The sequence below is a fragment of the Microbulbifer sp. YPW1 genome (assembly GCF_013367775.1).
Classification (GTDB): Bacteria; Pseudomonadota; Gammaproteobacteria; order Pseudomonadales; family Cellvibrionaceae; genus Microbulbifer.
The window spans coordinates 1,849,790-1,872,765 of the sequence record NZ_CP055157.1; the positions used below are offsets into that span (position 1 = coordinate 1,849,790).

General features: G+C 59.2%; 21 protein-coding genes and 1 tRNA gene. 11 read left to right on the forward strand and 11 right to left on the reverse strand.

Annotation, left to right across the window (positions count from 1 at the left end; translation table 11 throughout):
• Window positions 1-2,591 precede the first annotated feature (2,591 nt).
• Window positions 2,592-2,780, forward strand: coding sequence for an AlpA family transcriptional regulator (locus tag HUW35_RS18970; protein ID WP_181255033.1), 189 nt, complete (start codon window positions 2,592-2,594; stop codon window positions 2,778-2,780).
• Between the two features lie 17 nt (window positions 2,781-2,797).
• On the opposite strand, the gene HUW35_RS07870 is transcribed toward HUW35_RS18970, so the two are convergent.
• The 7 genes from HUW35_RS07870 to HUW35_RS07900 form a co-directional block, all read right to left on the reverse strand.
• Entirely contained in the window at window positions 2,798-4,045 is a 1,248-nt protein-coding gene (locus tag HUW35_RS07870) for an integrase arm-type DNA-binding domain-containing protein (protein WP_181255034.1), read from the reverse strand.
• A gap of 416 nt (window positions 4,046-4,461) precedes the next feature.
• Window positions 4,462-4,537 (reverse strand) — tRNA-Phe (locus HUW35_RS07875).
• Between the two features lie 166 nt (window positions 4,538-4,703).
• The gene (locus HUW35_RS07880) at window positions 4,704-4,979 is read right to left on the reverse strand and encodes an oxidative damage protection protein (RefSeq protein WP_181255035.1); all 276 of its coding nucleotides are present in this window, start codon (window positions 4,977-4,979) and stop codon (window positions 4,704-4,706) included.
• 15 nt (window positions 4,980-4,994) lie between these two features.
• Window positions 4,995-6,116 (reverse strand): A/G-specific adenine glycosylase, encoded by a 1,122-nt coding sequence (mutY, locus tag HUW35_RS07885; RefSeq protein WP_181255036.1) that lies wholly within the window; start codon window positions 6,114-6,116, stop codon window positions 4,995-4,997.
• A gap of 102 nt (window positions 6,117-6,218) precedes the next feature.
• Entirely contained in the window at window positions 6,219-8,333 is a 2,115-nt protein-coding gene (locus HUW35_RS07890) for an AsmA family protein (protein ID WP_181255037.1), read from the reverse strand.
• Window positions 8,334-8,426: 93 nt separating this feature from the next.
• A complete protein-coding gene (locus HUW35_RS07895; protein WP_181255038.1) occupies window positions 8,427-10,574 on the reverse strand; it encodes a TonB-dependent receptor in 2,148 nt (715 codons plus the stop codon).
• 82 nt (window positions 10,575-10,656) lie between these two features.
• On the reverse strand, window positions 10,657-10,947 hold the full coding sequence (locus HUW35_RS07900; RefSeq protein ID WP_181255039.1) for a hypothetical protein: 291 nt from the start codon (window positions 10,945-10,947) through the stop codon (window positions 10,657-10,659).
• A gap of 153 nt (window positions 10,948-11,100) precedes the next feature.
• Between HUW35_RS07900 and hisB the strand changes: the two genes are divergently transcribed.
• From hisB to hisF, 4 genes are all read left to right on the forward strand, one after another.
• Window positions 11,101-11,688, forward strand: a complete 588-nt coding sequence (gene hisB / locus HUW35_RS07905) for an imidazoleglycerol-phosphate dehydratase HisB (RefSeq protein WP_181255040.1) — start codon at window positions 11,101-11,103, stop codon at window positions 11,686-11,688.
• Window positions 11,689-11,707: 19 nt separating this feature from the next.
• The gene (gene hisH, locus HUW35_RS07910) at window positions 11,708-12,352 is read left to right on the forward strand and encodes an imidazole glycerol phosphate synthase subunit HisH (protein WP_181255041.1); all 645 of its coding nucleotides are present in this window, start codon (window positions 11,708-11,710) and stop codon (window positions 12,350-12,352) included.
• 177 nt (window positions 12,353-12,529) lie between these two features.
• Complete coding sequence (hisA, locus tag HUW35_RS07915) at window positions 12,530-13,276, forward strand: 1-(5-phosphoribosyl)-5-[(5-phosphoribosylamino)methylideneamino]imidazole-4-carboxamide isomerase (RefSeq protein WP_181255042.1); 747 nt, start codon at window positions 12,530-12,532, stop codon at window positions 13,274-13,276.
• 13 nt (window positions 13,277-13,289) lie between these two features.
• Window positions 13,290-14,060, forward strand: coding sequence for an imidazole glycerol phosphate synthase subunit HisF (hisF, locus tag HUW35_RS07920; protein ID WP_181255043.1), 771 nt, complete (start codon window positions 13,290-13,292; stop codon window positions 14,058-14,060).
• Between the two features lie 23 nt (window positions 14,061-14,083).
• On the opposite strand, the gene HUW35_RS07925 is transcribed toward hisF, so the two are convergent.
• From HUW35_RS07925 to gpmI, 4 genes are all read right to left on the reverse strand, one after another.
• Window positions 14,084-14,329 carry a DUF6316 family protein gene (locus HUW35_RS07925; protein ID WP_181255044.1) on the reverse strand — a complete coding sequence of 82 codons (246 nt, stop codon included), beginning with the start codon at window positions 14,327-14,329 and terminating at the stop codon, window positions 14,084-14,086.
• A gap of 129 nt (window positions 14,330-14,458) precedes the next feature.
• Window positions 14,459-15,844, reverse strand: coding sequence for a S41 family peptidase (locus tag HUW35_RS07930; RefSeq protein WP_181255045.1), 1,386 nt, complete (start codon window positions 15,842-15,844; stop codon window positions 14,459-14,461).
• 246 nt (window positions 15,845-16,090) lie between these two features.
• Window positions 16,091-17,236, reverse strand: a complete 1,146-nt coding sequence (locus tag HUW35_RS07935; protein ID WP_181255046.1) for a murein hydrolase activator EnvC — start codon at window positions 17,234-17,236, stop codon at window positions 16,091-16,093.
• Window positions 17,237-17,272: 36 nt separating this feature from the next.
• A complete protein-coding gene (gene gpmI / locus HUW35_RS07940; RefSeq protein WP_181255047.1) occupies window positions 17,273-18,817 on the reverse strand; it encodes a 2,3-bisphosphoglycerate-independent phosphoglycerate mutase in 1,545 nt (514 codons plus the stop codon).
• A 307-nt stretch (window positions 18,818-19,124) separates the two neighbouring features.
• Between gpmI and HUW35_RS07945 the strand changes: the two genes are divergently transcribed.
• From HUW35_RS07945 to smrA, 6 genes are all read left to right on the forward strand, one after another.
• On the forward strand, window positions 19,125-19,535 hold the full coding sequence (locus HUW35_RS07945; protein ID WP_181255048.1) for a rhodanese-like domain-containing protein: 411 nt from the start codon (window positions 19,125-19,127) through the stop codon (window positions 19,533-19,535).
• Window positions 19,536-19,644: 109 nt separating this feature from the next.
• Window positions 19,645-19,896 carry a glutaredoxin 3 gene (grxC, locus tag HUW35_RS07950; RefSeq protein WP_078084413.1) on the forward strand — a complete coding sequence of 84 codons (252 nt, stop codon included), beginning with the start codon at window positions 19,645-19,647 and terminating at the stop codon, window positions 19,894-19,896.
• Between the two features lie 135 nt (window positions 19,897-20,031).
• On the forward strand, window positions 20,032-20,526 hold the full coding sequence (secB, locus tag HUW35_RS07955; RefSeq protein WP_181255049.1) for a protein-export chaperone SecB: 495 nt from the start codon (window positions 20,032-20,034) through the stop codon (window positions 20,524-20,526).
• A 168-nt stretch (window positions 20,527-20,694) separates the two neighbouring features.
• Window positions 20,695-21,138, forward strand: coding sequence for a thioesterase family protein (locus tag HUW35_RS07960; protein ID WP_181255050.1), 444 nt, complete (start codon window positions 20,695-20,697; stop codon window positions 21,136-21,138).
• Window positions 21,139-21,177: 39 nt separating this feature from the next.
• Complete coding sequence (locus HUW35_RS07965) at window positions 21,178-22,041, forward strand: NAD(P)-dependent oxidoreductase (RefSeq protein ID WP_181255051.1); 864 nt, start codon at window positions 21,178-21,180, stop codon at window positions 22,039-22,041.
• A 48-nt stretch (window positions 22,042-22,089) separates the two neighbouring features.
• Complete coding sequence (gene smrA, locus HUW35_RS07970) at window positions 22,090-22,698, forward strand: DNA endonuclease SmrA (protein ID WP_255463553.1); 609 nt, start codon at window positions 22,090-22,092, stop codon at window positions 22,696-22,698.
• Window positions 22,699-22,976 lie beyond the last annotated feature (278 nt).

Consider the following 22,976-nt stretch of genomic DNA (forward strand, 5'->3'; position numbering starts at 1 on the left):
TGTGGATAGCATGATCTTTCTCCTGTTCAGAGATTTCACAATATCCCCAGTTGAATAAATGCAACTTCCCCTGTGTCGACGCCTTTGGCTCCTCTCCATAGCATGGCGATAAGGTCCAATTCTCTGTTGATCCATGAGCTGATGGCTTGCCAGTTAACCACCTTGTCCTCGCCCGGCCAGCTCATGAGTAAACCCAACGTAGGGAGTTGGGTTACACAATGCCAGCTGCGCAACAGGCAGGTAGACGCGAGCGCCCCAAGTTTGGGGGTCTCTCGGATACGCGTTACACGTCGATTTAAAGGGCTAGAGTATCGCCGGACCGGAACAAGCGGTGGTTGCGGCGGCGTGGAGGGCGGTCCCAGAGGCGAGCGCGTGGTAGACAGCAGGAGCTCTGCATCGGAAAGCAGAGGGGCCTTGGTGTAGCGGGTAAGGGCACTGGATCGCACCAGGCGGACATGCCCGTGAGGTGCAACCCTGTGGCCGAGACCAGCAAGGCAGGCGGCCTGAACGGACAGCTGCACAACGTGATTGGGCCACACAGCGGCACGGTTGCCGCGGCGCACGGTCATGGTTTCGACCGTCACTAGCCCCACACGGGTGGTAGTGCCTGATCAATCCGGCAATGGAACGGGTACTGTGCACGCAGGACAGGGGTGCGCAAGTTGAAATATAGCCTGCCACACGCAGGTCATCTGGGAGACCAATACGCACCAACCACCGGCAAATCACGACGAAAAAAAGGGCAAGAAGGGCTGCGATAGTAAGAAGTTTCTGGGCGCGAGCATAGCGGTTGCCCGCAGAAACTAGCAGGCACAGTGGGGCATGTCTTAAGGAGCCTCGCTCCGTTTGCCCCCCCGTTGGGATAATAGTAGTTCGTTTGTCCGAGAATATTCTCGGAGTAACAAACAGAGGGTAGGGTTTTCGGAGTAACAAACGGGATGCACCGATTCCGGAGTATCTAACAAGGTGGGGTTTTTGGAGTAACTAACGAAATGCACGTTTTTCGGAGTAATAAACAACACGGAAAACGCTGGATATCCAAATGTCGCCAGAGGGAGGCGATTTGGGCACCTCGAAGCGGGTATACAGGAGAGGCGTGGATACACTGCCGAAGCCACGATATGAAAAAGCTGAGCCGGAAGACAAGATATGTTCATTGGGTGATGTCAGGTAAGAGAGGGCTGTGGCAAGAGCGTGGTTTCCAGACTGCTAGAAGCATTGATATGCGGTGGTTACTGAAGCCGGAGGATCGACATAGAGTCGAACAGCGCGATCCTCGCTGAATACCGGGGTTTGGAGCATGCGATTTCTACTTTGCTAACAACGAGGAACTGGTGGGTATGCTCTATGGGCTGAGCGTTACTTACGTGGCCAGGTACAACCAGCACTTCGGGAAGCTGGTGGTTGACGGAAAGCCTGTCGATGAATCACCGCAGTGGTTGAGACTTCAGAAAAAATTGAGGTTGCCGTACGTCGGGGAAGGCCGGCACTTCCAGGTACCCGAATGAATGAAGAGTGGCTCGAACGGACCGGGGCTGCGAGATACCTAGGAGTGACACCACCTGATTAAGTTTACCGTGGGTACCGGTAAGAACTTGTCGATGGTGGATGCAGGCACAGCTGCTGGAATTTACGCTACCAACCTACACAATTAACACCCCTATCTCTTCATCGATAGGGTGTCCCCCCCTCCCCGAAAAAACATCTCTCACACCCCACCGAAAAGGCCTCCTTCCCCAATAGGGGCCATGCAAAAAATATCGTGGTGTCCCGAGATAACGCACATGGTTTCATCTGTTCCACGCGGAATGTGGAACGGGAACGGATAAAGCATTTTGAGTTGACTGAAAAATGTGCAATTTACTATAAATCAAGAGCTTGCCGCTGTTATAGAGTGTGTCTTTGCAGAGAAAAAGGGGCAAAAAGATCTGGATTCGTCAGGTGTCTCCCGGGAGACAAAAGGGCAAAAAAATCTAAATTCGTCAGGTGTCTCCCGGGAGACAAAGGGGCAAAAAATCTGGATTCGTCAGGTGTCTCCCGGGAGACAAAAGGGCAAAAAAATCTAGATTCGTCAGGTGTCTCCCGGGAGACAAAGGGGTAAAAAATCTGGATTCGCAGGTGTCTCCGGGGAGACAAAAGGGCAAAAAAATCTGGATTCGTCAGGTGTCTCCCGGGAGACAAAGGGCCTAAAACTCGGGATTCGTCAGGTGTCTCCGGGGGAAAAAGGGCAAAAATGATGGGGATGGACCGCTGATTTCGCTGTCCTTCCATGTGTAAACCCAGCAGATATATAGGTCTTTCATTTTCTGGTGTGCGAGGAGGCGGCGGGAGTCGACCGTCTTGGGTCTAGTTGCCCGCGGATACGGGTGTATATCACGTGCGAGGGCAAGGGTAAGCCTGAGTGATACGGCCCGTGTTTACGAGACAAGCAGGAGGTTAGTTGGCAGGGTGTGCTACATGTTTTACGCGACGCCAGAAGCGCGGCTAATTTCAATTTGCGGCGAGGGACGGGTAATTGGGGGCCTCTCGCAGCAACGCATTTTTCCGGAGTGTGGTATCAATGTTGTTGAAAACCAATAGAGAGGTGAGTCATGGAAAAAGTAGATAAGTTTCAACTGCTACGCCGGTCTGAAGTTGCTCAGCTGCTGGGTATAGGGGAATCAACATGGTCGAGGTGGGTGGCAGAGGGGCGGGCGCCCCGACCGATTCGTCTGTCGTCCCACACGGTGGCCTGGCGCCACTCGGATATACTGGAGTTTATTAATGATAGAGAAGACTGATGTAGAGGCCCCTTTGGCTAGCTGCTTTTTATCGCGACTCGTTTCAGTTCGTCCAGGTAGTCTGCCCATTTTTGCATCATGGTGCGGCGCTCGGGCAGATGTGTGGTGCGATTGTAAGCTCGGCCGAGTGAGTCGCGCACACGGTGCGCAAGTTGCGCTTCGATGAGCTCTACTCGTTCGTGAAGTGTTTCATCAAGCAATGTGCGTGCACTTGCCCTAAATCCGTGTGCGCTATGCTCCGGCCTTTTGGTGTGACTTTTTTGGCTATTAATTCGATCTTTGTAGCCGAGTTTTTCTAGGGCACGATTTAGCGACTCTGGATTCGCGTGATTTTGGTGGTCGCGTTGACCGCGAAACACGTACGGTAGGTGACCAGTGTAGGGATGAATTGTTCTAAGCAGATCGATTGCCTGCCGTGACAGGGGAACTAGGTGATCCATTTTATTGCTTTTCCCTTCCTTTTTATCTTGCCAGGGAATAGTCCAAAGAGATTCTTCCCAATTGATATTCTCCCAGCGCATTTTGGCTAGCTCGACCGGGCGCTGAAAAACCAGTGGTGCGACCTGCAGCATGGTGCGGATGACCATAGACCCTTGGTAATTGTCGATAGCGACAAGTAGGCGTCCGAATTTAGCCGGTTCCACAATTGCCGCATGATGCTCGACCTGTTTCGGTGGCAGCACGCCCTGAAGTACCGCAGCCGGATTGTGGCGAGCGAGTCCGGATTGAACAGCAAACCTCAGAATCTGATTCAAAACTTGCCGTGCGTTATGCGCTGACTCCAATGCACCGCGGCCTGCAATCTCCTTTAGGAGCTGTGCGAGCTCAAATGTCTCAATCTCGGTTACCGGGCGTGATCGCAAACGCGGAATAAGATCATTATCCAGTAGTGCCCGCCGCTTTTTCCGCGTCGACTGTGCCCAGGTTGGTTCACGGAGTTCATACCAGTGCTCGGCCACCTGCTCGAATCGATTATTTTGGATTTGAAATTTCTCCCGATCTTTTTGTTCACGCCAGATGCGGGGATCGATCCCATCTGCCAATAGCTCTCGGTAATGGTCACGAACTGCTCGGGCCTTTTTGAGGGAGACAGCGGGGTAGGTGCCGAGGCCGATGTCGCACCTTTGCCCCTGCCAGACATAGCGGAAGAGCCAGCGTTTGGTGCCACTGGGAAGTACCTCGATCAGCAGGCCCTGCCCATCGCTCTTTCTGTACTTTTTATGCTCTGGCTTCAGAGACTTCAATTTGGGGTCTGTCAAATGCATGGGGCTTGCTCTCCTATCCTCTCTGGCGTGTAGGTAGTGCCGATGATTGTTGCCTCGCGACAAGGCGCACCAAGGGTGCTCGTCGTGCAGAGGTACATGCTGGCAAGGAACCGGTAGCGCAGGTGCGGCGAGCGCCGGGGATAGAGGGGGTGCTCGCCTACGGCGTGATCGGAGGCGGGGTGCTTGAATTTGGAGGGTTGGCGTAGGGTAACAATTCGCGCTAACGCCCATGGTATAAGGGCTGGAGGCCGATTGTGTGGGTACGAAATTGCGGAAAGGCGCCGTAACCACACCCGTAACCACAGATTGTGGGTATACAGGGAGTGGACGTGAGTCGTTCTGAGAAAACAAAAAAGCCAGCAGACCTTATGGTTGCTGGCTTTTGAGCGTATCGGAGAAAATCCGATAATGGTAGATGGTGCCCAGAGGCGGAATCGAACCACCGACACGGGGATTTTCAATCCCCTGCTCTACCGACTGAGCTATCTGGGCTTTGCTGATTTCGGGGATGTCCCCGGCAGCGAGGCGCGTATTAAACCTGCTCTTCCGGGGGGAGTCAACCCCTTGATTGATAAATAGTTTTTGCTGTTTGTGAGCGGTTGCTTACCCGGCGTGGTTATCTTCACTGCGCCGGGTGCTGTGGCGCTGGTGGGGTGCGCTATTTGTCCGCTTCCGGTACGTAGCCTTCCGCTGCGTCGTAGTCTTCCCCGCTGAGGAATTTGGCCATCTGCTCGGCGAGGTAGGCGCGGGCGGAGGGCTCCATCATGTTGAGGCGCTTCTCGTTGATCAGCATGGTCTGGTGCGCCATCCACTCCTGCCAGGCCTTGGCGGAGACGTTCTCGTAGATATCCTGGCCCTTGGGGCCGGGGAAGGGCGGATTGGGGAGACCTTCCAGTTCCTGTTGGTATTTGCGGCAGAAGACGGTGCGGGACATGGGTTCTCCTAGGTTTCAGCAGGGCGCCAGTATTGGCTCCTTGAGCGCGACAAGCTGTTTTACCAACTTGGCGATTGGGGCCGGCACTCCCAGATCCTGTGCGGATCGGGGCCGGTCGAGCTGGCGCAGTTTATACCAGCCACTGGGTCCTTCTGCCACCTGTGCCGGTCTGGACGGCAGAGTTATCCACACCGGATGAATGTCCAGGTGGAAATGGGTGAAGGTGTGGCGCATGGGCGGCAGGGCCTGGATCTCACCGGCATCCATGTCCCTTGCGGCCAACCATTCCTGGGCGCTGGCTTCACCGCCGTCGTCCCCTTCGAGCTGCGGCGGCGTCCACAGGCCGCCCCAGATTCCGCTGGCAGGGCGCTGCTCGAGGTAGAGTTCGTCGTCGTGCTCGATCAGCAACAGGGTAGCCTGGCGTTCCGGTTTTTCCTTCTTGGGCTTTTTGCCGGGATAGGCGGTGGGGTTGCCCTGGGCGCGGGCGACACAGTGATTCTCGAACGGGCAGCGCTCGCAGGCGGGTCGGGAGCGGGTGCAAAGGGTGGCGCCCAGATCCATCATCGCCTGGGTGTAATCGCCGGTGCGCTCTGCGGGCGTGTAGCGCTCGGCGATTTCCCACATATCCCGGGCCACAGCGGTTTGCCCGGGCCAGCCGTCGATGGCGTGGATGCGGGCCAGAACCCGTTTGACGTTGCCGTCCAGGATCGCTGCCGGCAGTCCCATGCTGATGCTGGCAATGGCGCCGGCGGTGGAGCGGCCGATACCGGGGAGTGCTTCCAATAGCTCGACATCCCGCGGGAATTCGCCGGAGTGGTCGTTCACTACGGTCTGTGCACACTTGTGCAGGTTGCGCGCGCGGGCGTAATAACCGAGGCCACTCCAGTGGGCCAGTACCTGATCCTGGCTGGCGGCGGCGAGTGCCTGCACCGTGGGAAAGGATTCCATAAAGCGCTGGTAGTAGGGAATGACCGCGGTGACCTGGGTCTGCTGCAGCATGATCTCAGAGACCCACACCCGGTAGGGGTTGATGTCCTGCTGCCACGGCAGGTCGTGGCGCCCGTGCTGGTCGAACCATTTGAGCAGGGCCTGCTGGAAGCGGGCTGGTGTCTTGGGCTTGGGGGCAGGATTTGGCATAGGTCGAAATAAAAATGGGCACCGCAGAGGGTGCCCATGCTATCGGGATAAGGTTGTGAGGGATAGCCCACTCTGCCGGTAGGCTCCTACGGGTGTTGGGTATTAATCCCCGCGGTTGAACAGGCCTTTGAACTTGTCCTTCAGCTTGTCTTTCAGTTCCTCGGTCTTTTCTTCGACCTTGTCACCGTACTTCTTCTCCGCTTTGTACTTCAGTTCCTCGCGGATCAGGTCGTCGAGTCGACGGCTGTCCGGCTTACAGGTGGTGGCGCCGGCCTCGTCAAACTTGGCTTTGCAGCGCAGCGGCAGGGCGCGGTTGCGCCAGCGGCTGTTCTGCACGGAACAGCCATTACCGGAGGTTTTTTCGCCTACCAGCGCCAGGCCGAGGGCGAAGTCGAACTGCTGCTGTTCCAGGTCCACGGTGCCGTCGCCGGTCAGCGCGATATTCTCGATACCGGCATTGATGCCCTCCACCTTGGCAACGTCACCATTCAGGTTCACGCTGGTGCGCAGGTCCTGCAGGCGGGTTTGTGCGGGCCATTCTTTTTCCGGCATCGGGGTTTTCTCGGCGTAACTCACCAGCTGGCACATCCCTTTCTCCAGATTGAATGGGGCCAGTGACAGTTCCTTGGAATTTAGCTGTACCGCGGCGCGCAGGTTTTTCTGCAGGGCCAGGGTGTCGGCGCCGTTGGTCTGACCCACCCAGGTAAGATCGGTTTTGCCGGACAGGGTGACCTTCTTGGCATTTGCCGCTTCCGGTTCATCGCTGGCGAACAGGGCTTCCTGTACCTTGGAGATCTCCACGCCGGTGAGGCCGCCACTCAACTCGCCGCGGGCAGAGTTGCCGCGGGCGTTGAACACACCTGTGCTGTTGAGGGTGCCGCCGTAGAGGCCAGCCGCCAGTTTGTTCAGCTGATACAGGCCGTTATTCACGTTCACTGCCAGTTGCGGCTGGTCGATCTCGAAGTCCAGTGCGTGCAGTTTTTCCAGGGTCAGATCCAGCTTGGCGTTAAAGCCACGCATGGATTCGAGGGGCAGCGGTACCGGTTGGGCTGCGGCCACATCTGCGGTCAGTTCGTCCGGCTGCGGGCCGGCTGCCGGCGGGGGCAGGTAGTCGTCCACATTCAGCTCGCCGCCCGTCAGTGACAGGGACACGCTGGGAACCCCGTTGGCCGTGGTACTGGCCTGGAAGCTGGCGCTGCCTTCGAGACGGTTGTCGTCCAGTACCAGTTGCAGTGGCTCCAGGAACATCTGCTTGTCGGTGCCGCTGATATCGGTCTCGATATGCAGTTTCTGCAGGGCGCTGCTGCTCTGCGGTTTGAACTCGCTGCCCACCGCGGCGAGCCAGCCGGTGATCGGCTCGACGTCCACATTCAGGTTCAGCTGGATCTGCCAGGGGGCATCGGACTTGGCGCGACGCACGTTGCCGCGCAGGTTGATTTTCGCCTCGGCGCCTTCGGCTCCGGTGAGCTTGATATTGGCGGGTTGTACCCGCAGGCCGTTCAGGCCTTCGTCGATGGCGAGGGTGCTGTGGATATCCAGGTTCACCGGCTTGGGAAGATCACTGCCTGCGATTTCCGCGCGCAGCTGTACTTCGCCGGGCTTGCCGCCGGGTACCAGGTTGTCTGCAGAAATATGCAGCTTGCTGATGGCGTATTCGGTGCCGGTCTGTTTGTCGGTATAGCGCAGCACACCGTCTTCCAGGCGCAGTTGTTCCAGAGCCAGTTCCAGGCCCTGTGCGGGTTCAGCGCTCTCTTCAGGCACATCCAGTTTGGGGGGCTGTTCCTGCTGCTGTTTCTCATCCAGCTTGGCCTTGGCTTCCATGGCCTCCGTGATCAGTTCCCAGTTGCCTTTGCCATTCTGGTCCACGGTGAGTGCAACCTGCGGGCCCAGCAGGACGACTTCCTTGGCTTCGATACGTTTGTCTAGCAGCGGCATCAGCGCAACGCCGACGGCGACCTTGTCTGCTTCCAGCAGGGACTCACTGGGCAGTGCCAGCGGTGCCAGTTTCACACCTTCGAGCTTGAGTGCGATGTTGGGCCAGATCTGCCAGCCGATATCGCCGTCCAGGGTCAGGGCAATGCCCTGGTCCGCGGCCAGTTTTACGATTTTCGGTTTGTACTGATTGGCGTCGAGGCCGGAGAGGAACCAGGCGATAACACCGGCAAACAGAGCAAAAAGAACAACGAGGGTGATAAGTCCGCGCTTGATCCAGGCCATACAGAGGTTTCCTTAATCTGGTATTGGCAAAGGAGGATGCTGCCCCGGCAGAGCCGGGGCGCGTCAATTGCAGACTATTGAAGCAGGTGCCGGTCAGAAATGAAACCTTACCCCGGCTTCGATACTGCGCCCTGCTTCCGGTGCGAAGTCCCGCAGCAGTGAGGTGGCGTTGCGGATTTCTTCATCCAGCAGGTTGCGCGCGTTGGCAAACAGCACGCCGTCGTTGCCCGCCAGTTTGAAGTTGTACTGCGCGGTGAGATCCATGCGTGTGTAGGCGTCGGTGGTTTCCTCGAAGGCGCCGGGGCGATCCTGCGCGGTGGCGCGGGTGTTGCGCCACTGCCAGTTCCAGGAATCGTAGTCACCGCCGAGGGCAAAACCGAAGCGCAGCGGCGGCATGCGCGGCACAGATCGGGGCTCGCCGGCAATGCGATCATCGAAGCTGGCGCGCACGCTGTCGCCGAACAGGGTCAGGCTGAGAGAGCTGGCCAGCGGGAATTGCACCGATGCTTCGGCGCCGTAGAAAGTAGCGTCGCGATTTTCGTAGCCGTAAATGGCGAATTCACTTTCCTCGTCTTCCAGGCCGGTATTGGCGGCGTAGATATAGTCGCCGATACGGTTGTAAAACACGTTGGCCTCGACTTTCGCAGCGTGCCAGCCAATGGCGTCCTGGTTGTGGTGGTGATAGCCCAGCTCCAGGTTGATGGAGTTTTCCTTGTCCAGCGTCTCGTTACCGACGATGTAGCGGGATTCCGCCAGATGTGCGCCGTCGGCAAACAGTTCCTCGGCTACCGGTGCACGCTCGGCGCTGGTGAGACCGACACTCAGGTGCTGGTGCTCGGTGAGGAAATACTGCAGGGCACCGGACAGGCCGACCAGATTGAAGTCCTTGTCGCTTCCGTATTCCGGGTCAATGGTCACGTTTTCCAGGCGCGCGCCCAGATCCAGGTGCCAGTTGCCCCACTCGCGCTCCTTCATGGTGAAGGCACCGATACTGTCGGTGATGGACGGGCGAATAAACGCCTCATCGCCGATCGCGGCGAAGTCCTTGCGGGTCAATTGCAGGCCATAGGCGCCGCGCCATTCGCCGCCGTCGTCGTGGGTCAGTTCTACCCGGCTTTCCCAGGCCTTGTTGGTGAAGCGGGTGCCCGGCTCACCGTGTTCCAGTTCCACGTGCTGGTAATCGTTGTGGCCGAGACGGAAGCTGATTTTGTCCCAGTAGTCGCCATTGAAGTCGTGTTCGCCCTTGAGGTCGTAGCGGGTCTGGGCGAGGTCGATGCGCACCGCCTCTTCCCCGTGCTCCTCTTCCAGGTGCTCTTCTTCCGCGTGGCCCTCTTCCAGGGCGTGCTCTTCCTCCTCGTGATGCTCGTGGGCACCCAGGGGAATACCGTAATTGTTCTCCAGGCGGTTGACGGAGAAGCCAACAAAGCCGCTGTCTGTCACCCAGGAAAGGCCGGCGCTGCCGCTCTTGGCGCGGGCGCTGGTGTTGCCAACGAAACCGTCCGTGTTGAACTCTTCCTCGTGATGTTCTTCGTCAGCGTGCTCTTCGTGTTCTTCATGCTCGTCGTGCTCGCGGATGGCGAGACCCGGAATCTGGGTATCGTCGTTATCGCGGTAGACACCATCCAGATACCAGGCCAGGTTGCCGGCGCCACCGCTCAGGCGGAAGACACCGGCATCCTGCCGGTTGGCAGTGTCGTGGCGCATCTCCACCGCACCTTCGATTTCTTCCGGTACCCGGGTGGGGATACGACCGTCGATCACATTCACCACGCCGCCGATGGCGCCGCTGCCGTAGCGCAGGGCCGCGGGACCGCGCAGGATCTCGATGTTGTTGGCGAGCAGCGGCTCGATACTGGCGGCGTGGTCGGAGCTGGTGTTGGAGGCGTCGGCCACGTCGAGGTTGTCGTTCAGCACCTTGACCCGGTTGGCGCTCTGGCCGCGGATCACCGGCAGGCCCACACCGCCGCCGAAGGAGGCATTGGCCACGCCCAGCTGGCTGTTGAGGGTCTGGCCCAGGGTGGCGGATGCGGCCTTGCGCAGTTCATCGCCTTTCAGCACGGACACCGGCGCCGCCACGGCATCGGCAGGTTTGGCCAGGGGGGAGACGGTGACATTCACCTCCTCAATGGATTCCCCCTCCTTGTTAACCGCCTGAGCGGAAACGGCAGAAGACACAGCAGAAGAGAATGCGCAGGCAACGGCCAGCGCCAGAGTATTTACCCGGTACTTTTCACGAGACATTGTTGATTATTCCTGTCAATCACAGGCAGCGGCCACCCAAAGGCCGGTGCCGGAACTTAAATCTGGTTTGGTTTGCTGAGATTTAGCTGAGAGACAGGTGTGCGGGCGGGCCGCGGGCAGACTGGCGCTCCGGCTGGCAGTCGAGGGCCACCGGGGCCTGCTGTTCGCAGTACAGCGGCGCCAGGTCGGGGCTGGTAAAGGTGTACTCACTACCCACGGGGGCCGGGGTGTGATTGTGGGACAGATCGCAGAGCTGATGAGAGCGATCATCGATATGGATATGCTCCGCCAGCACCGGCTGCGCGAGCATCAGCGCGAACAGCAGTACAAAGCTGACCCAGACGGGGGTCTTGTGGCGGGAGTACATAGTCATGGGCGGTATGATATTTGATCTTTGCGATGAATCAAGTTTCATCTGAGACTATCGGCCAAATTCCACTGCATTTGGGCGTATAATTCGCGCCTTCTGTCTCAGCGGGCCCGGAGAGATCGGGGTGGCCGCTACCCAACCAAGGATGTAGATCCCATGCGCACCGCCAGCGTCAATCGCGATACCCTGGAAACCAAGATCAAGGTCAGCGTCAATCTCGACGGCAAAGGTACCGGTAAATTCGATACCGGCGTCCCCTTCCTCGAACACATGCTGGATCAGATTGCCCGCCACGGCATGATCGACCTGGATATCAGCTGCGACGGCGACACCCATATCGACGACCACCACACCGTGGAAGATATCGGCATCACCCTGGGCAAGGCCATTGCCGAAGCCGTGGGCGACAAGAAAGGCATGACCCGCTACGGCCACAGCTACGTCCCCCTGGACGAGGCCCTGAGCCGGGTGGTCATCGACTTCTCCGGGCGTCCCGGTCTCACCCTGAATGTGCCGTTCACCCAGAAGCGTATCGGCAACTTCGATACCGAACTTTTCTACGAATTCTTCCAGGGCTTCGTCAATCACGCCCTGGTGACCCTGCACATCGACTGCCTCCGCGGCTTCAATGCCCACCACCAGATCGAGACCGTGTTCAAGGCCTTCGGTCGCGCGCTGCGCATGGCCCTGACCCCGGACCCGAGAATGGAAGGCGCCATGCCCTCCACCAAAGGCGTGCTGTAAGGCAGGAGTAAGCAAGAAAATGCAAAAAATCGTCGTCCTCGACTACGGTATGGGCAACCTCCACTCCGTCGCCAGCGCCTTGCAAAAGGTCGCCCCGACGGACGAAGTGGTGCTCGCCACCACCCCGGAGCAGGCCGAAGGTGCAGATCGCCTGATCGTCCCCGGCGTCGGCGCCATCCGCGACTGCATGGAAGGCTTCATTCGCCCCGGATTCGTACCCCTGCTGAACCAGTGCATCGAATCGGGCATGCCCATCCTAGGTATCTGTGTGGGCATGCAGATCATGATGGCGAGCAGTGAAGAAAATGGCGGTATCGACTGCCTCGGCATCTTCCCGCAGCCGGTCAAATTTTTCGGCAAAGACTTGTACGAAAATGGCCAGCACCTGAAAGTCCCGCATATGGGCTGGAACCGGGTGCAACAGAAAATCGATCACCCGATGTGGAGCAATATCGAGAGCGGCAGCCGTTTCTATTTTGTGCACAGCTACTATGTGCCCGCGGAAAACAACGATGCCGTCGCCGGTGAAACCGACTACGGTGTAAAACTTGCCGCTGCCGTTACCAACAATAATATTTTCGCCACTCAGTTCCACCCGGAGAAAAGTGCGGATGCGGGTATGCAGCTGTTGAAGAATTTTGTCGGTTGGAATGGAGCGTTCTGATCGGCATTCGTAGGAGCCTGCCCTGCAGGCGAACATGAATGGCCACCCAGATTGTTCGCCTGCAGGGCAGGCTCCTACGGGGTAATGCCGCGTAAATGCTTACGAAGTAAATAACTAGATGCTCTGCCGCCACCGGACCTGAAAAAACCGGGACCCCGAAACAGGAAGTTAACCAAAATGATAGTAATCCCAGCCATTGATCTGAAAGACGGCGAGTGCGTACGCCTGCGCCAGGGTGAAATGGAAGACGCTACCGTCTTTTCCGACGACCCCGTCGCCACCGCCGAACACTGGCTCAGCCAGGGCGCCAAGCGCCTGCACATTGTTGACCTGAACGGCGCCTTCGCCGGCAACCCGGTTAACGGCGACGCCGTCAACGCCATTGCCCGCCAGTTCCCGCAATTCCCGATCCAGATCGGCGGCGGCATCCGCGACCTGAAAACCATCGAGTGGTATCTAGACGCGGGTGTCAGCTGGACCATCATCGGCACCGCCGCAGTAAAAAATCCCAAGCTGGTTAAAGAAGCCTGCCGTGAATTCGAAGGCCGCATCATCGTCGGCCTCGATGCCAAAGACGGCCTCGTCGCTACAGAAGGCTGGGCCGAAGTCTCCGACGTGCAGGCCACCGAACTCGCCAAACAGTTCCAGGACTGCGGCGTCAGCGCCATCGTCTACACCGACATCGCCCGCGACGGCATGATGCAGGGCGTCAATCTCGAGTCCACCCTCGATATGGCCCGCGCCGTGCAGATCCCGATCATCGCCTCCGGCGGTGTCAGCAGCATCGAAGATATCCAGCAACTGCTGGAAGCCGGTGACGAGAAGACCCGTATCTTCGGCGCCATTACCGGCCGCGCCATCTACGAAGACAAGCTCGACCTGCGCCAGGCGCAGGAACTGTGCGACAACTGGAACCAGCAATAAGCGGATTAACTCAATGGGCCTCGCCAAACGCATTATTCCCTGTCTCGACGTCGACGCCGGCCGAGTGGTCAAAGGCGTCAACTTCGTCGACATCCGCGATGCCGGAGATCCGGTGGAAATCGCGCGACGCTACAACGAAGCCGGTGCCGATGAAGTGACCTTCCTCGACATCACCGCCACCCATGAGGGCCGCGACACCACGTTGCACACGGTGGAAAAAATGGCTTCACAGGTGTTCATTCCGCTGACCGTGGGCGGCGGGGTGCGCGAATTACAGGATATCCGCAACCTGCTGAATGCGGGCGCGGACAAGACCGCAATCAATTCCGCCGCGGTATTCAATCCCGACTTCGTGCGCGAAGCCGCCGACCGTTTCGGCAGCCAGTGCATCGTTGTCGCCATTGATGCCAAACAGGTTGGCAATGACAAAGAGCCCAAGTGGGAGATTTTTACCCACGGCGGACGCAAGCCCACCGGTATCGACGCGGTGGAGTGGGCGAAGAAGATGGACAGTTACGGTGCCGGGGAACTCCTGCTGACCAGCATGGACCGGGACGGAACCAAAAACGGTTTTGACCTGGCGCTGACCCGTGCCATTTCCGACGCGGTTTCCGTACCGGTGATCGCCTCTGGTGGTGTTGGCAACCTGCAGCACCTGGCGGATGGTGTATTACAGGGCGGTGCGGACGCGGTGCTCGCGGCGAGCATTTTCCACTTCGGCGAATACACAATTGGAGAGGCCAAAGCCTTTATGCAGGAAGCGGGCATCGAGATGCGGATCTAATCCCGCGTAAAGATTGTCCGCAATCAGAACTTGTGTGCATTGTGCCAGCGCCTTGCGCGCTGGCTGCCAAACGGGCGTACATTTCCGGAGTATTCTGTCAGTGGATTGAGGAATCGCTCCACCGCCTTCTGTGCTTCCGCCTTGCAGGCGAATGGACCGAACGTATTGCCACCGCGTACGGTGAAATACCAGTCGTCATCCAGTTTGAAAAAACGGTCAGCACGGGGAGGGATGGATTCCCCCTGTTCGCCACGACGATACCGCTGCATGACTACCTCGCTACTGCTTCCGTTACCACTTTCACTGCTTCCACTGTGCCGAATACTCGACAGTGGAATACCGCACCCAATTTAAAGACTAGCCAAAAACCGGGTGCGGTTTGCGGGAATACGCGAAGATTACAGATCCTCGGCGCGAATCCGCGCCACCTGATCCTTCGCTGCCGGCGCGCTGCTTTCCTCGCTCGCAGCCGGCGCACGACGCACGTACAGGTTCAGGCCTTTGAGCACATTCAGTGCCTCGAACACCTGATTGTCGCGGCTGTACCAGTCGTCCTGTTTCGCCTTGGCGCGCTTGCGGTCTTCCGATCCGCTTTCTTCACCGCCGTTGCCATTGCCCAGGTGCCCGGCCAGATCCGCTTCTGTGGTGCGGGCGCGGCCATCCATCCGGGTCACCTTCACACGCTCAACAGTGATATCCGGCTTGATGCCCTGGGCCTGGATGGAGCGTCCCTTGGGGGTGAAGTAGAGCGCGGTAGTGAGCTTGATTGCCCGTTCATCGTTGATCGGGATGACCGTCTGTACCGAGCCCTTGCCAAAGCTGTCGGTACCCATCACCACGGCGCGGCGGTGGTCCTGCAATGCGCCCGCCACGATTTCCGCCGCCGAGGCGGAGCCATCGTTGATCAGTACCACCAGCGGTGCACCATCGGTGACGTCACCGGCACTGGCGGAATAGCGCAGGTTGGAAGATTCGTTGCGGCCTTCGGTGTAGACCACCAGTCCCTCCTCGAGGAAGGCGTCGACCACTTCCACCGAAGACTGCAGCACCCCGCCGGGGTTGTTGCGCAGGTCGACCACCAGGCCTTTCAGCTCACCCTCTTTTTTGAGCTTTTTCATTGCCCGCATCAGGTCGCCACCGGTATCCAGCTGGAACTGGCTGATGCGCAGATAGCCGTACCCCTCTTCGAGCATTTCCCCGCGCACACTGTACACGCGCACCTTGTCGCGCTTGACGGTGACGTCGAAGGGCTCCTTGTGTCCCTTGCGGCCGATGGTGAGAGTGACCGAGGAGCCCACCGGGCCGCGCATTTTCTCCACCGCCTGGTCCAGGCTGACGCCGCGCATGGACTTGCCCGACAGGCGCAGGATCACATCCCCGGCGCGCAATCCGGCGCGTTCCGCGGGCGTGCCGTCCATGGGCGTGATGATAGTGATGTAATCATCCTCGACACCGACCTCGATCCCCAGTCCGGCAAACTCACCGGTGGTATTCGCCTGCAGGTCATCAAAGGATCGACTGTCGAGATAGGCCGAGTGCGGGTCCAATCCCTGCAACATGCCCTTGATGGCGTATTCCAGCAGGGTGCTGTCGTCCACCTCATTGATGTAGCCCTGGCGTATCTGCTCGAATACTTTGGCGAAACTGCGCAGGTCTTCGAGAGGCAGGCGGGATTCGGCTTCCAGCGATGCGCGCTCGCTGTCGCCCTGGCTGAGTCCCATCAGCGGCAGAGCGGTGAGAGCTGCCGCGCCTAGCAGGCGAGCCAGCAATTTTGGGGTGAACATAATCTGCACGTCCTTGGCATTTATCGTTACTTTCTAGCCACTAGCTTTAGCTACTAGCTACACCGTGGGATGCCCGTAACTCGGGCTGCCCGCAAATTCGGCTGAGAATTCGTGATGTTCACTGAGAATTGTAGACCCGGCACTCCCCGCAGGTTTGAAGTTGGCGGGGAAGTGAACCGGCGTGTCAGTGCGGGGAATGAAACTGCAAGGGGAAGTGTGTTAGCGGATTGCGGGTGCGGAGCAAGCTCAGCGTCGACACCAGGCGGTGGGGTCCTGGGGTTTGCCGTGTCGGCGGATTTCAAAATAGAGGCCCGCCTGGCTCATGCCGCCGGTGTTGCCCACGCGGGCAATGGTGTCGCCGCTTTCCACCCACTCGCCAATGGCGCGGGTTAGGGACTGGTTGTGGCCGTACAGGCTCATGTAGCCGTCGCCGTGGTCGAGAATGATCAGCATGCCCTGGCCGCGCAGGTAATCGGCAAAGACCACCCGCCCGCGGTGGATCGCCTTGACCGGGGCGCCCTCGTTAGCGCGCAGGGTTACGCCGGTCCAGGTGATGCCATTGGCGCGGCGCTGGCCAAAGGCGTTGGCGCGGCGTCCGCTGGTTGGCCACTGCATGCGTCCGCGCTGTTTGGCAAATGGCGTCTGGTCGCTGGGATTGATCAGGCTGGCGATGGCGCGGCCGACTTCATCCACCAGGCGCTGCAGGCGGCTGCGATCACTGTGCAGCTGATTGAGTTCTCCACTTTTGCTCGCCAGCTGCTTCGCCAGTTTGTCCAGGGTGCGCTGGCGCGACTGCTGCGCGCTGGTCAGTGCCCGACGTTTCTGTTCCAGCTGGTCGCGTTCGCGGGCGAGGGTGTCCTGTTCGCGCTGGATGCCGGCGCTGACAGTGGTGAGTTGATCGAGGGTGTTGACGTATTCGCCGATGACTTGGCTGCGTTGCTTGAGGAAGTAGTCGTGGTAGCGGAGTTGGCGGGCGATGTGCTGGGGGTCTTGTTGGTTGAGGAGCAGCTTGATCTGCTCCTGGCGACCGAGTCGGTATGCGGCGGCGACTTCCTGCTCGGCCCGCCGCTGCATACTTCGCCGGGATTCCTCCAGCTGTTTTTCTTCCCGCTTCAATTCCTGCAGCTTCTCGCCGCGGCTCTGCATGTCCGACTTGATCTTGTCGATCCGTTGCAGCAGCTCGGAGATGTCTTTCTCGTTGGACTCCAGGTCCTTGAGCAGCTGATCGCGCTCACCCTTAACCTGGTTCAGCTCCTCCTGCAAAGACTCGATACGCTGCTTGATTTCCGTCAGCCGCGCTTGCTGCTCCTCGTCCGCCGCCTGCGCGAAGCAGGCGGGAACCAGAAGCAACGAGGACAGCAGGGCTGTGATGACAACTGCAGAAAATTTCATGAAGACAGTTTCTTAACCTCGCGGGCTGAACCCGGATTAATTCAGTTTTACCAGCGGCTCGCCGCTCATTTCGGCCGGCTGTGGCATGCCCATCAGTGCCAGCATGGTCGGTGCCACGTCGGCGAGGCTGCCGCCATCGCGCATGCTCACATCGCGCGCACCGATATACACAAACGGTACCGGCAGGGTGGAGTGCTGGGTGCTGACCTGGCCGGAGCCGGCGTCGAACATCTCTTCCACATTGCCGTGGTCGGCGGTGATCAGTACCTCACCACCGGCGGCCAGGGCTGCCTTGGTTACGCGGTCGACACAGGTGTCCAGCGCTTCCACCGCTTTTACCGCGGCCTCGAATACACCGGTGTGGCCCACCATGTCGCCGTTGGCGTAGTTACAGATGATCGCGTCAAACTTGCCGCTCTCGATCGCGGCTACCAGTTTGTCGGTCACTTCCGGCGCGCTCATTTCCGGCTGCAGGTCGTAGGTGGCCACATCCGGGGATTTGATCAGGATGCGCTCTTCGCCATTGTAGGGCTCTTCGCGGCCACCGCTAAAGAAGAAGGTCACATGTGCGTACTTTTCTGTCTCGGCAATACGCAATTGGGTCTTGTTCTGGTTCTGCAGGTACTCACCAAAGGTGTTGACCAGGTTTTCCGGCGGGAAGGCGCAGCTGGCGTCGATATCGGCAGCGTATTCCGTGGTCATCACGAAATCTGCCAGCTTGGGGGTAACCGCGCGGGCAAAGCCGTCGAAGTTCGGGTCGGTAAAGGCGCGGGTCAGCTGGCGGGCGCGGTCCGGGCGGAAGTTCATAAAGATCAGCGCGTCGCCGTCTTTGACCGGTGCCGCGTCGCCAATCCGGGTCGGCGCCACGAATTCGTCGTTCTCATCGCGGGCGTAAGCGGCGGCGAGTCCGGCGAGGGCGTCTGCCGCCTGGTGCTCGGAAACGCCCTGGGTCATCAGGTCGTAAACCGGTTGTACACGGTCCCAGCGGTTGTCGCGATCCATGGCGAAATAGCGGCCGGAGATACTGGCGATGCGGGCATTGCCCAATGCGTCACAGACCTGGGTCAGGCGCGCCAGCGGGGCCTCCGCGCTGCGCGGTGCGGTGTCGCGGCCGTCGGTGAACGCGTGGATGTAGATTGCCCTGGCGCCGCGCTGGGCAGCCAGGGTGGCCATTGCCACAATGTGGTCGTCGTGGCTGTGCACACCGCCGTCGGACAGCAGGCCCATGATGTGCACCGCGCCGTTATTGGTGATGGCCTTGTCGACCGCGGCGGTGTAGGCGGGGTTCTTGAAGAACTCGCCGTCCTTGATGGCCTTGTTGATGCGGGTGAAGTTCTGGTACACCACGCGGCCGGCGCCGAGGGTCATGTGGCCCACTTCGGAGTTGCCCATCTGGCCTTCCGGCAGGCCTACCGCCATGCCTGAAGTCTGGATCAGGGTTTTCGGGCGGCTGGCCCAGATCTGGTCCCATACCGGGGAGTTCGCCGCCGCAATGGCGTTGTGCTCGGAGTGCTCACTGTGGCCGAAGCCGTCCAGAATCAGCAGTACCACGGGGCGTTTGGGCGAAGACTCGGATGCCATGGGATCGGTATTCCTGTGTTGGGTTGATGGGTGATCGTTCGGCGTCATTGCCAGAGGACGGAACTCGTAAGGGAGTTTTACCGCAGGTGGCGGATTTTAACCTGTTTCCGGGCCTGAGGTCAGGTATTAACCAGTATTCGGCGGCTTTCGGCAGTGAAATTGCTGGTTAAGATTTGGCCATGGTCGTGTATACTGCGCCACCTTCGAGCTGCCGGTTGGGTTGTTTTACAATACCGGCGCAAACGCGGCCGACTGATGCGTCAGTGGTCGAATTCAGAACAACAAACTTATATTTTCCGGGGGCGGAGTGGACTTTTTCGTCTTTATCAGCGAGCAGTGGCTGCTGGTGAGTCTGTTGGTGGCGCTGGTGTATGCGCTGGCAATTACCGAACGTATCAAAGCGGGCAAACCCGCGTCGGCCCACGAGGCCACCCGACTGATCAATACTGAGGATGCCCGGGTGGTGGATCTGCGCGATCGCGCCGAGTTCGCTGCCGGACACATCGTCGACGCCATCCATATCCCCCACGGGGATATCGAGAAGCGCATCGGCGAACTCGCACCCTATAAAGAAAAGACCCTGATCCTGGCGGACAAGATCGGCCAGCATGCGGGCCCGGTCGGGCGTCAGCTGAAAAAGGCGGGCTACACCGTGCGCCGCCTGGAAGGCGGTATGTCCGAGTGGGCGAACCAGAAGCTCCCGCTGGTGAAGGGCTGATCCCTGACTCTGGCCGGTATAAACCGGCGCTGAACTGGCTCGACCGGACGAGACTGGAGCTGAAGAGTCCCGTTCGGTCAGGTAAAGCAAGCAAAGAGGTTTTCCGTCTGTGAAAGAAGTCGTCATCTACACCACCCGCTTCTGCCCCTTCTGTATCCGAGCGAAATACCTGCTGGATAACAAGAATGTCCCCTACACCGAAATCTCGGTGGACGGCGACCGCGAGCTGCGTGCTGAAATGACCGCCAAGGCGGGCAGCCACACAGTGCCGCAGATATGGGTTGGTGAAAAACACGTGGGCGGTTGCGATGAACTGATGGCCATCGAGCGCAGCGGAGAGCTGGATCAGTTACTGGCGTGAAGCCTCGCGTCAAGTACAAGAATTTTCAGTGACATGCCTTGAAAGGGTATTTCGAGGCCCCCATAAGTAAGACCCATACAGGGAGTCTTCTTTCAGGGAAGGCAGTAAATAAACTTTTTTTAAGCAGGCAGTAACATGGCTGAAGAACAAAACGGCGCTGCAGTAAACGGCGAACAACAAGTACAATTCGCGATGCAGCGTATCTACCTGAAAGACCTGTCCTTCGAGACTCCGATGGGTGCAGAGGTTTTCAAAAAGCAGTGGAAACCCCAGGTAAATCAGGAACTGAACACCAAAACCGCCAAGATCGACGAAGATCTGTACGAAGTGGCGTTGACCCTGACCATTACCGTCAAGGTTGAAGAAGAGACCGCGTTCCTGGTGGAAGTCCAGCAAGCCGGCCTGTTCGGCATCAAGGGCCTGGAAGGCCAGCAGCTGGCCCAGGCGCTGAACACTGCCTGCCCGCAGATCCTGTTCCCCTACGCGCGCGAAGTGGTAGACAACATTGTGACCAAGGGCTCTTTCCCCGCCCTGATGCTGCCGCCGATCAACTTCGACGCCCTGTTCGCGGCTGCCATGCAGCAGGCGCAACAGCAGGCCGAGCAAGGCGCAGAGAAGACCGACGCCTAAGGCCCGGTTTTCTTGTCAAAAAAGGCTCCTTCGGGGGCCTTTTTCGTGTCTGAAGTAATGTCCAGTTGTTGCAGGGCTTGTTAAATTGCCCGGTTTTTCGGTAATGCACGAACCTGCGATGCGCAGCCGGCAGAGCCGCCACGCACCAGCCTACGGAGTACAAGCCCCATGAACTGGGACCTGCCAACCCCTTACATTCAAAGTGTCCAGGTAATGCCCGAACACGTCGATGGCCTGCACCACGCCAACAATGCCGAATACGTGCGCTGGTGTGAGCGTGCGGCCTGGTCGCACAGTCTGGAGCTGGGGCTGGATGTCACTAATTACCAGTCGATGGACCGGGGAATGGCCATTCGCCAGGCCGAGTACGACTATATACTGGCCGCTAGGGAGGGCGATGAGCTGCTGATCGGCACCTGGCTCACCAAGGTCGACAGTCGCCTCAACATGACCCGTAAGTTCCAGGTTTTCCGCGCCAGTGACCAGGCTCTGATCCTGCGCGCCACCTGGCAGATGGTGTGTATCGAGCTCTCCAGCGGCAAACCCAAGCGGATGCCGCAGACCTTCAAGGACATATACGGCCCCGCAGTGGTCATCTGCGAGGGCGGTTGATACCCCACAATCACACGGCAACCCCAAGGGAGCGCCTGTATGAGCGACGCGATCACCCTCACTGAAAACACCGGCGCCCTCAAAGGCAAAACCATCTTTATCACCGGCGCCAGCCGCGGCATCGGCCGCGCCATCGCCCTCAAATGTGCCGCCGATGGCGCCAATATTGCCATTGCCGCCAAGTCCGCAGAGCCCCACCCCAAACTCCCGGGGACCATCTACACCGTCGCCGAGGAGATTGAGGCTGCCGGCGGCAAGGCCCTGCCGATGCAGGTGGACGTGCGCGAAGAGGAGCAGGTCGCCGAGGCGCTGAAGAAAACCGCAGACATCTTCGGTGGCATCGACGCGGTCATCAACAATGCCGGTGCCATCAACCTGACCAATGTCGAGTCCACACCGCCCAAGCGCTACGACCTGATGATGGATATCAATGCCCGCGCCGTGTACCTCACCGCGCACCTGGCGATTCCCTACCTGAAGCAGTCCGAATGCGGGCACATTCTCAGCCTGTCACCGCCGCTGAACCTGGAGCCGCGCTGGTTGGGGCCCTTCGCGCCCTACGCGCTGTCCAAGTTCGGCATGACCATCCTCAGCATGGGGCTGGCAGAGGAGCTGCGCGAAACCAATATCAGCGTCGCCACCCTGTGGCCGCGCACCCTGGTGGCGACCGCGGCCATCGAGTTCGCCGTGGGCAGCCGGGAAATGTTCGAGCAGAGCCGCAAGCCCCTGGTGATGGCGGACGCCGCTTACGAGGTGCTGACAACCAGTAACCGGGGCCTGAACGGCGCCCAGCTGATCGACGAGACCCTGCTGCACGAACGCGGGGTGGAAGATTTCACCGAATATGCGCACAATCCCGCCAAGGCCGGTGAGTTGGCAGTGGATCTGTTTCTCGATCCCTGAGCAGACTCGCCGGTACCTACAGTCGGCAAGAGGTAAGCGGGGAACACTGTGGATAACAGCGATGTGGAAGATTTTCGCGGCGCAATGGGCGCATTGGGCGACGTAAAGCCGCTGGCGCCCAAGCACCGTCAGTCCGCGCTGCGCAAAGACGACCGCGACGCTGCCGCCAATTCCCTCAACCAGCGCGCCCGCAGAGAGGCGGCCACCGCGCAGACTGCGCGCGAGCTGAACCCCCTCGGTGGTGAGTTCGTAGAGCCGGTGGACCCCTGGGATCCCATCGAATTCAAACGCGACGGTGTGCAAAACGGGGTTTACCGCAATCTGCGCCTGGGCAAGTACACCGTGGACGCGCGCCTGGACCTGCACCATCACACCATCGAGATGGCCCGCCGCGCCCTGTACCAGTTTATACGGGACTGCATGGATGCGGACGTGCGCTGCGCACTGGTGACCCACGGCAAGGGCGAGGGTCGCAAGCAGCCCGCGCTGTTGAAGAGCTGTGTCAACGCCTGGTTGCCGCAACTGCCCGAGGTGCTGGCTTTCCACAGTGCGCAGAAACAACACGGCGGCCTGGGGGCCACCTACCTGTTGCTGCGCAAGAGCGAACGCAAACGCCAGCAGAATCTGGAGCAGCACCAGCGCCGCTCGCGCCCGTAACGCAACACAGAAATATCAGACGCGCGCGCAGGTATTTTCGCGGGCTATTGGGAAAATTTCCCGGTTCGTAATCTGTTTGTCACGTCTGGCACCTACTCTAATTCCCACAACGAAATTTCGCTTGTCCGGTTGCTTCATCGCCAGCCGAAACAGTTTTCGTTGTTCTTCTCTCTTTGCATCGCACCAATTGAATTGGTGACTTTTTGCTTCCGAGTTTGGAGGTGCCTCCGATTGGAGGATTGGTCCCGGGCATCGCGCTGCGAATCGGGACCCTTCTT

Bases quoted from the DNA above. Each gene is read 5' to 3' on its own strand.
- mutY (WP_181255036.1), bottom strand. From the start codon at position 6,116: ATGCCAAATCCTGCCCCCAAGCCCAAGACACCAGCCCGCTTCCAGCAG.
- HUW35_RS07935 (WP_181255046.1), bottom strand. From the start codon at position 17,236: ATGAAATTTTCTGCAGTTGTCATCACAGCCCTGCTGTCCTCGTTGCTT.
- HUW35_RS07890 (WP_181255037.1), bottom strand. From the start codon at position 8,333: ATGGCCTGGATCAAGCGCGGACTTATCACCCTCGTTGTTCTTTTTGCT.
- hisA (WP_181255042.1), top strand. From the start codon at position 12,530: ATGATAGTAATCCCAGCCATTGATCTGAAAGACGGCGAGTGCGTACGC.
- hisH (WP_181255041.1), top strand. From the start codon at position 11,708: ATGCAAAAAATCGTCGTCCTCGACTACGGTATGGGCAACCTCCACTCC.
- HUW35_RS07870 (WP_181255034.1), bottom strand. From the start codon at position 4,045: ATGCATTTGACAGACCCCAAATTGAAGTCTCTGAAGCCAGAGCATAAA.
- HUW35_RS07880 (WP_181255035.1), bottom strand. From the start codon at position 4,979: ATGTCCCGCACCGTCTTCTGCCGCAAATACCAACAGGAACTGGAAGGT.
- hisB (WP_181255040.1), top strand. From the start codon at position 11,101: ATGCGCACCGCCAGCGTCAATCGCGATACCCTGGAAACCAAGATCAAG.
- hisF (WP_181255043.1), top strand. From the start codon at position 13,290: ATGGGCCTCGCCAAACGCATTATTCCCTGTCTCGACGTCGACGCCGGC.
- secB (WP_181255049.1), top strand. From the start codon at position 20,032: ATGGCTGAAGAACAAAACGGCGCTGCAGTAAACGGCGAACAACAAGTA.
- gpmI (WP_181255047.1), bottom strand. From the start codon at position 18,817: ATGGCATCCGAGTCTTCGCCCAAACGCCCCGTGGTACTGCTGATTCTG.
- HUW35_RS07900 (WP_181255039.1), bottom strand. From the start codon at position 10,947: ATGACTATGTACTCCCGCCACAAGACCCCCGTCTGGGTCAGCTTTGTA.
- HUW35_RS07960 (WP_181255050.1), top strand. From the start codon at position 20,695: ATGAACTGGGACCTGCCAACCCCTTACATTCAAAGTGTCCAGGTAATG.
- HUW35_RS07895 (WP_181255038.1), bottom strand. From the start codon at position 10,574: ATGTCTCGTGAAAAGTACCGGGTAAATACTCTGGCGCTGGCCGTTGCC.
- HUW35_RS07925 (WP_181255044.1), bottom strand. From the start codon at position 14,329: ATGCAGCGGTATCGTCGTGGCGAACAGGGGGAATCCATCCCTCCCCGT.
- HUW35_RS07965 (WP_181255051.1), top strand. From the start codon at position 21,178: ATGAGCGACGCGATCACCCTCACTGAAAACACCGGCGCCCTCAAAGGC.
- HUW35_RS18970 (WP_181255033.1), top strand. From the start codon at position 2,592: ATGGAAAAAGTAGATAAGTTTCAACTGCTACGCCGGTCTGAAGTTGCT.
- HUW35_RS07930 (WP_181255045.1), bottom strand. From the start codon at position 15,844: ATGTTCACCCCAAAATTGCTGGCTCGCCTGCTAGGCGCGGCAGCTCTC.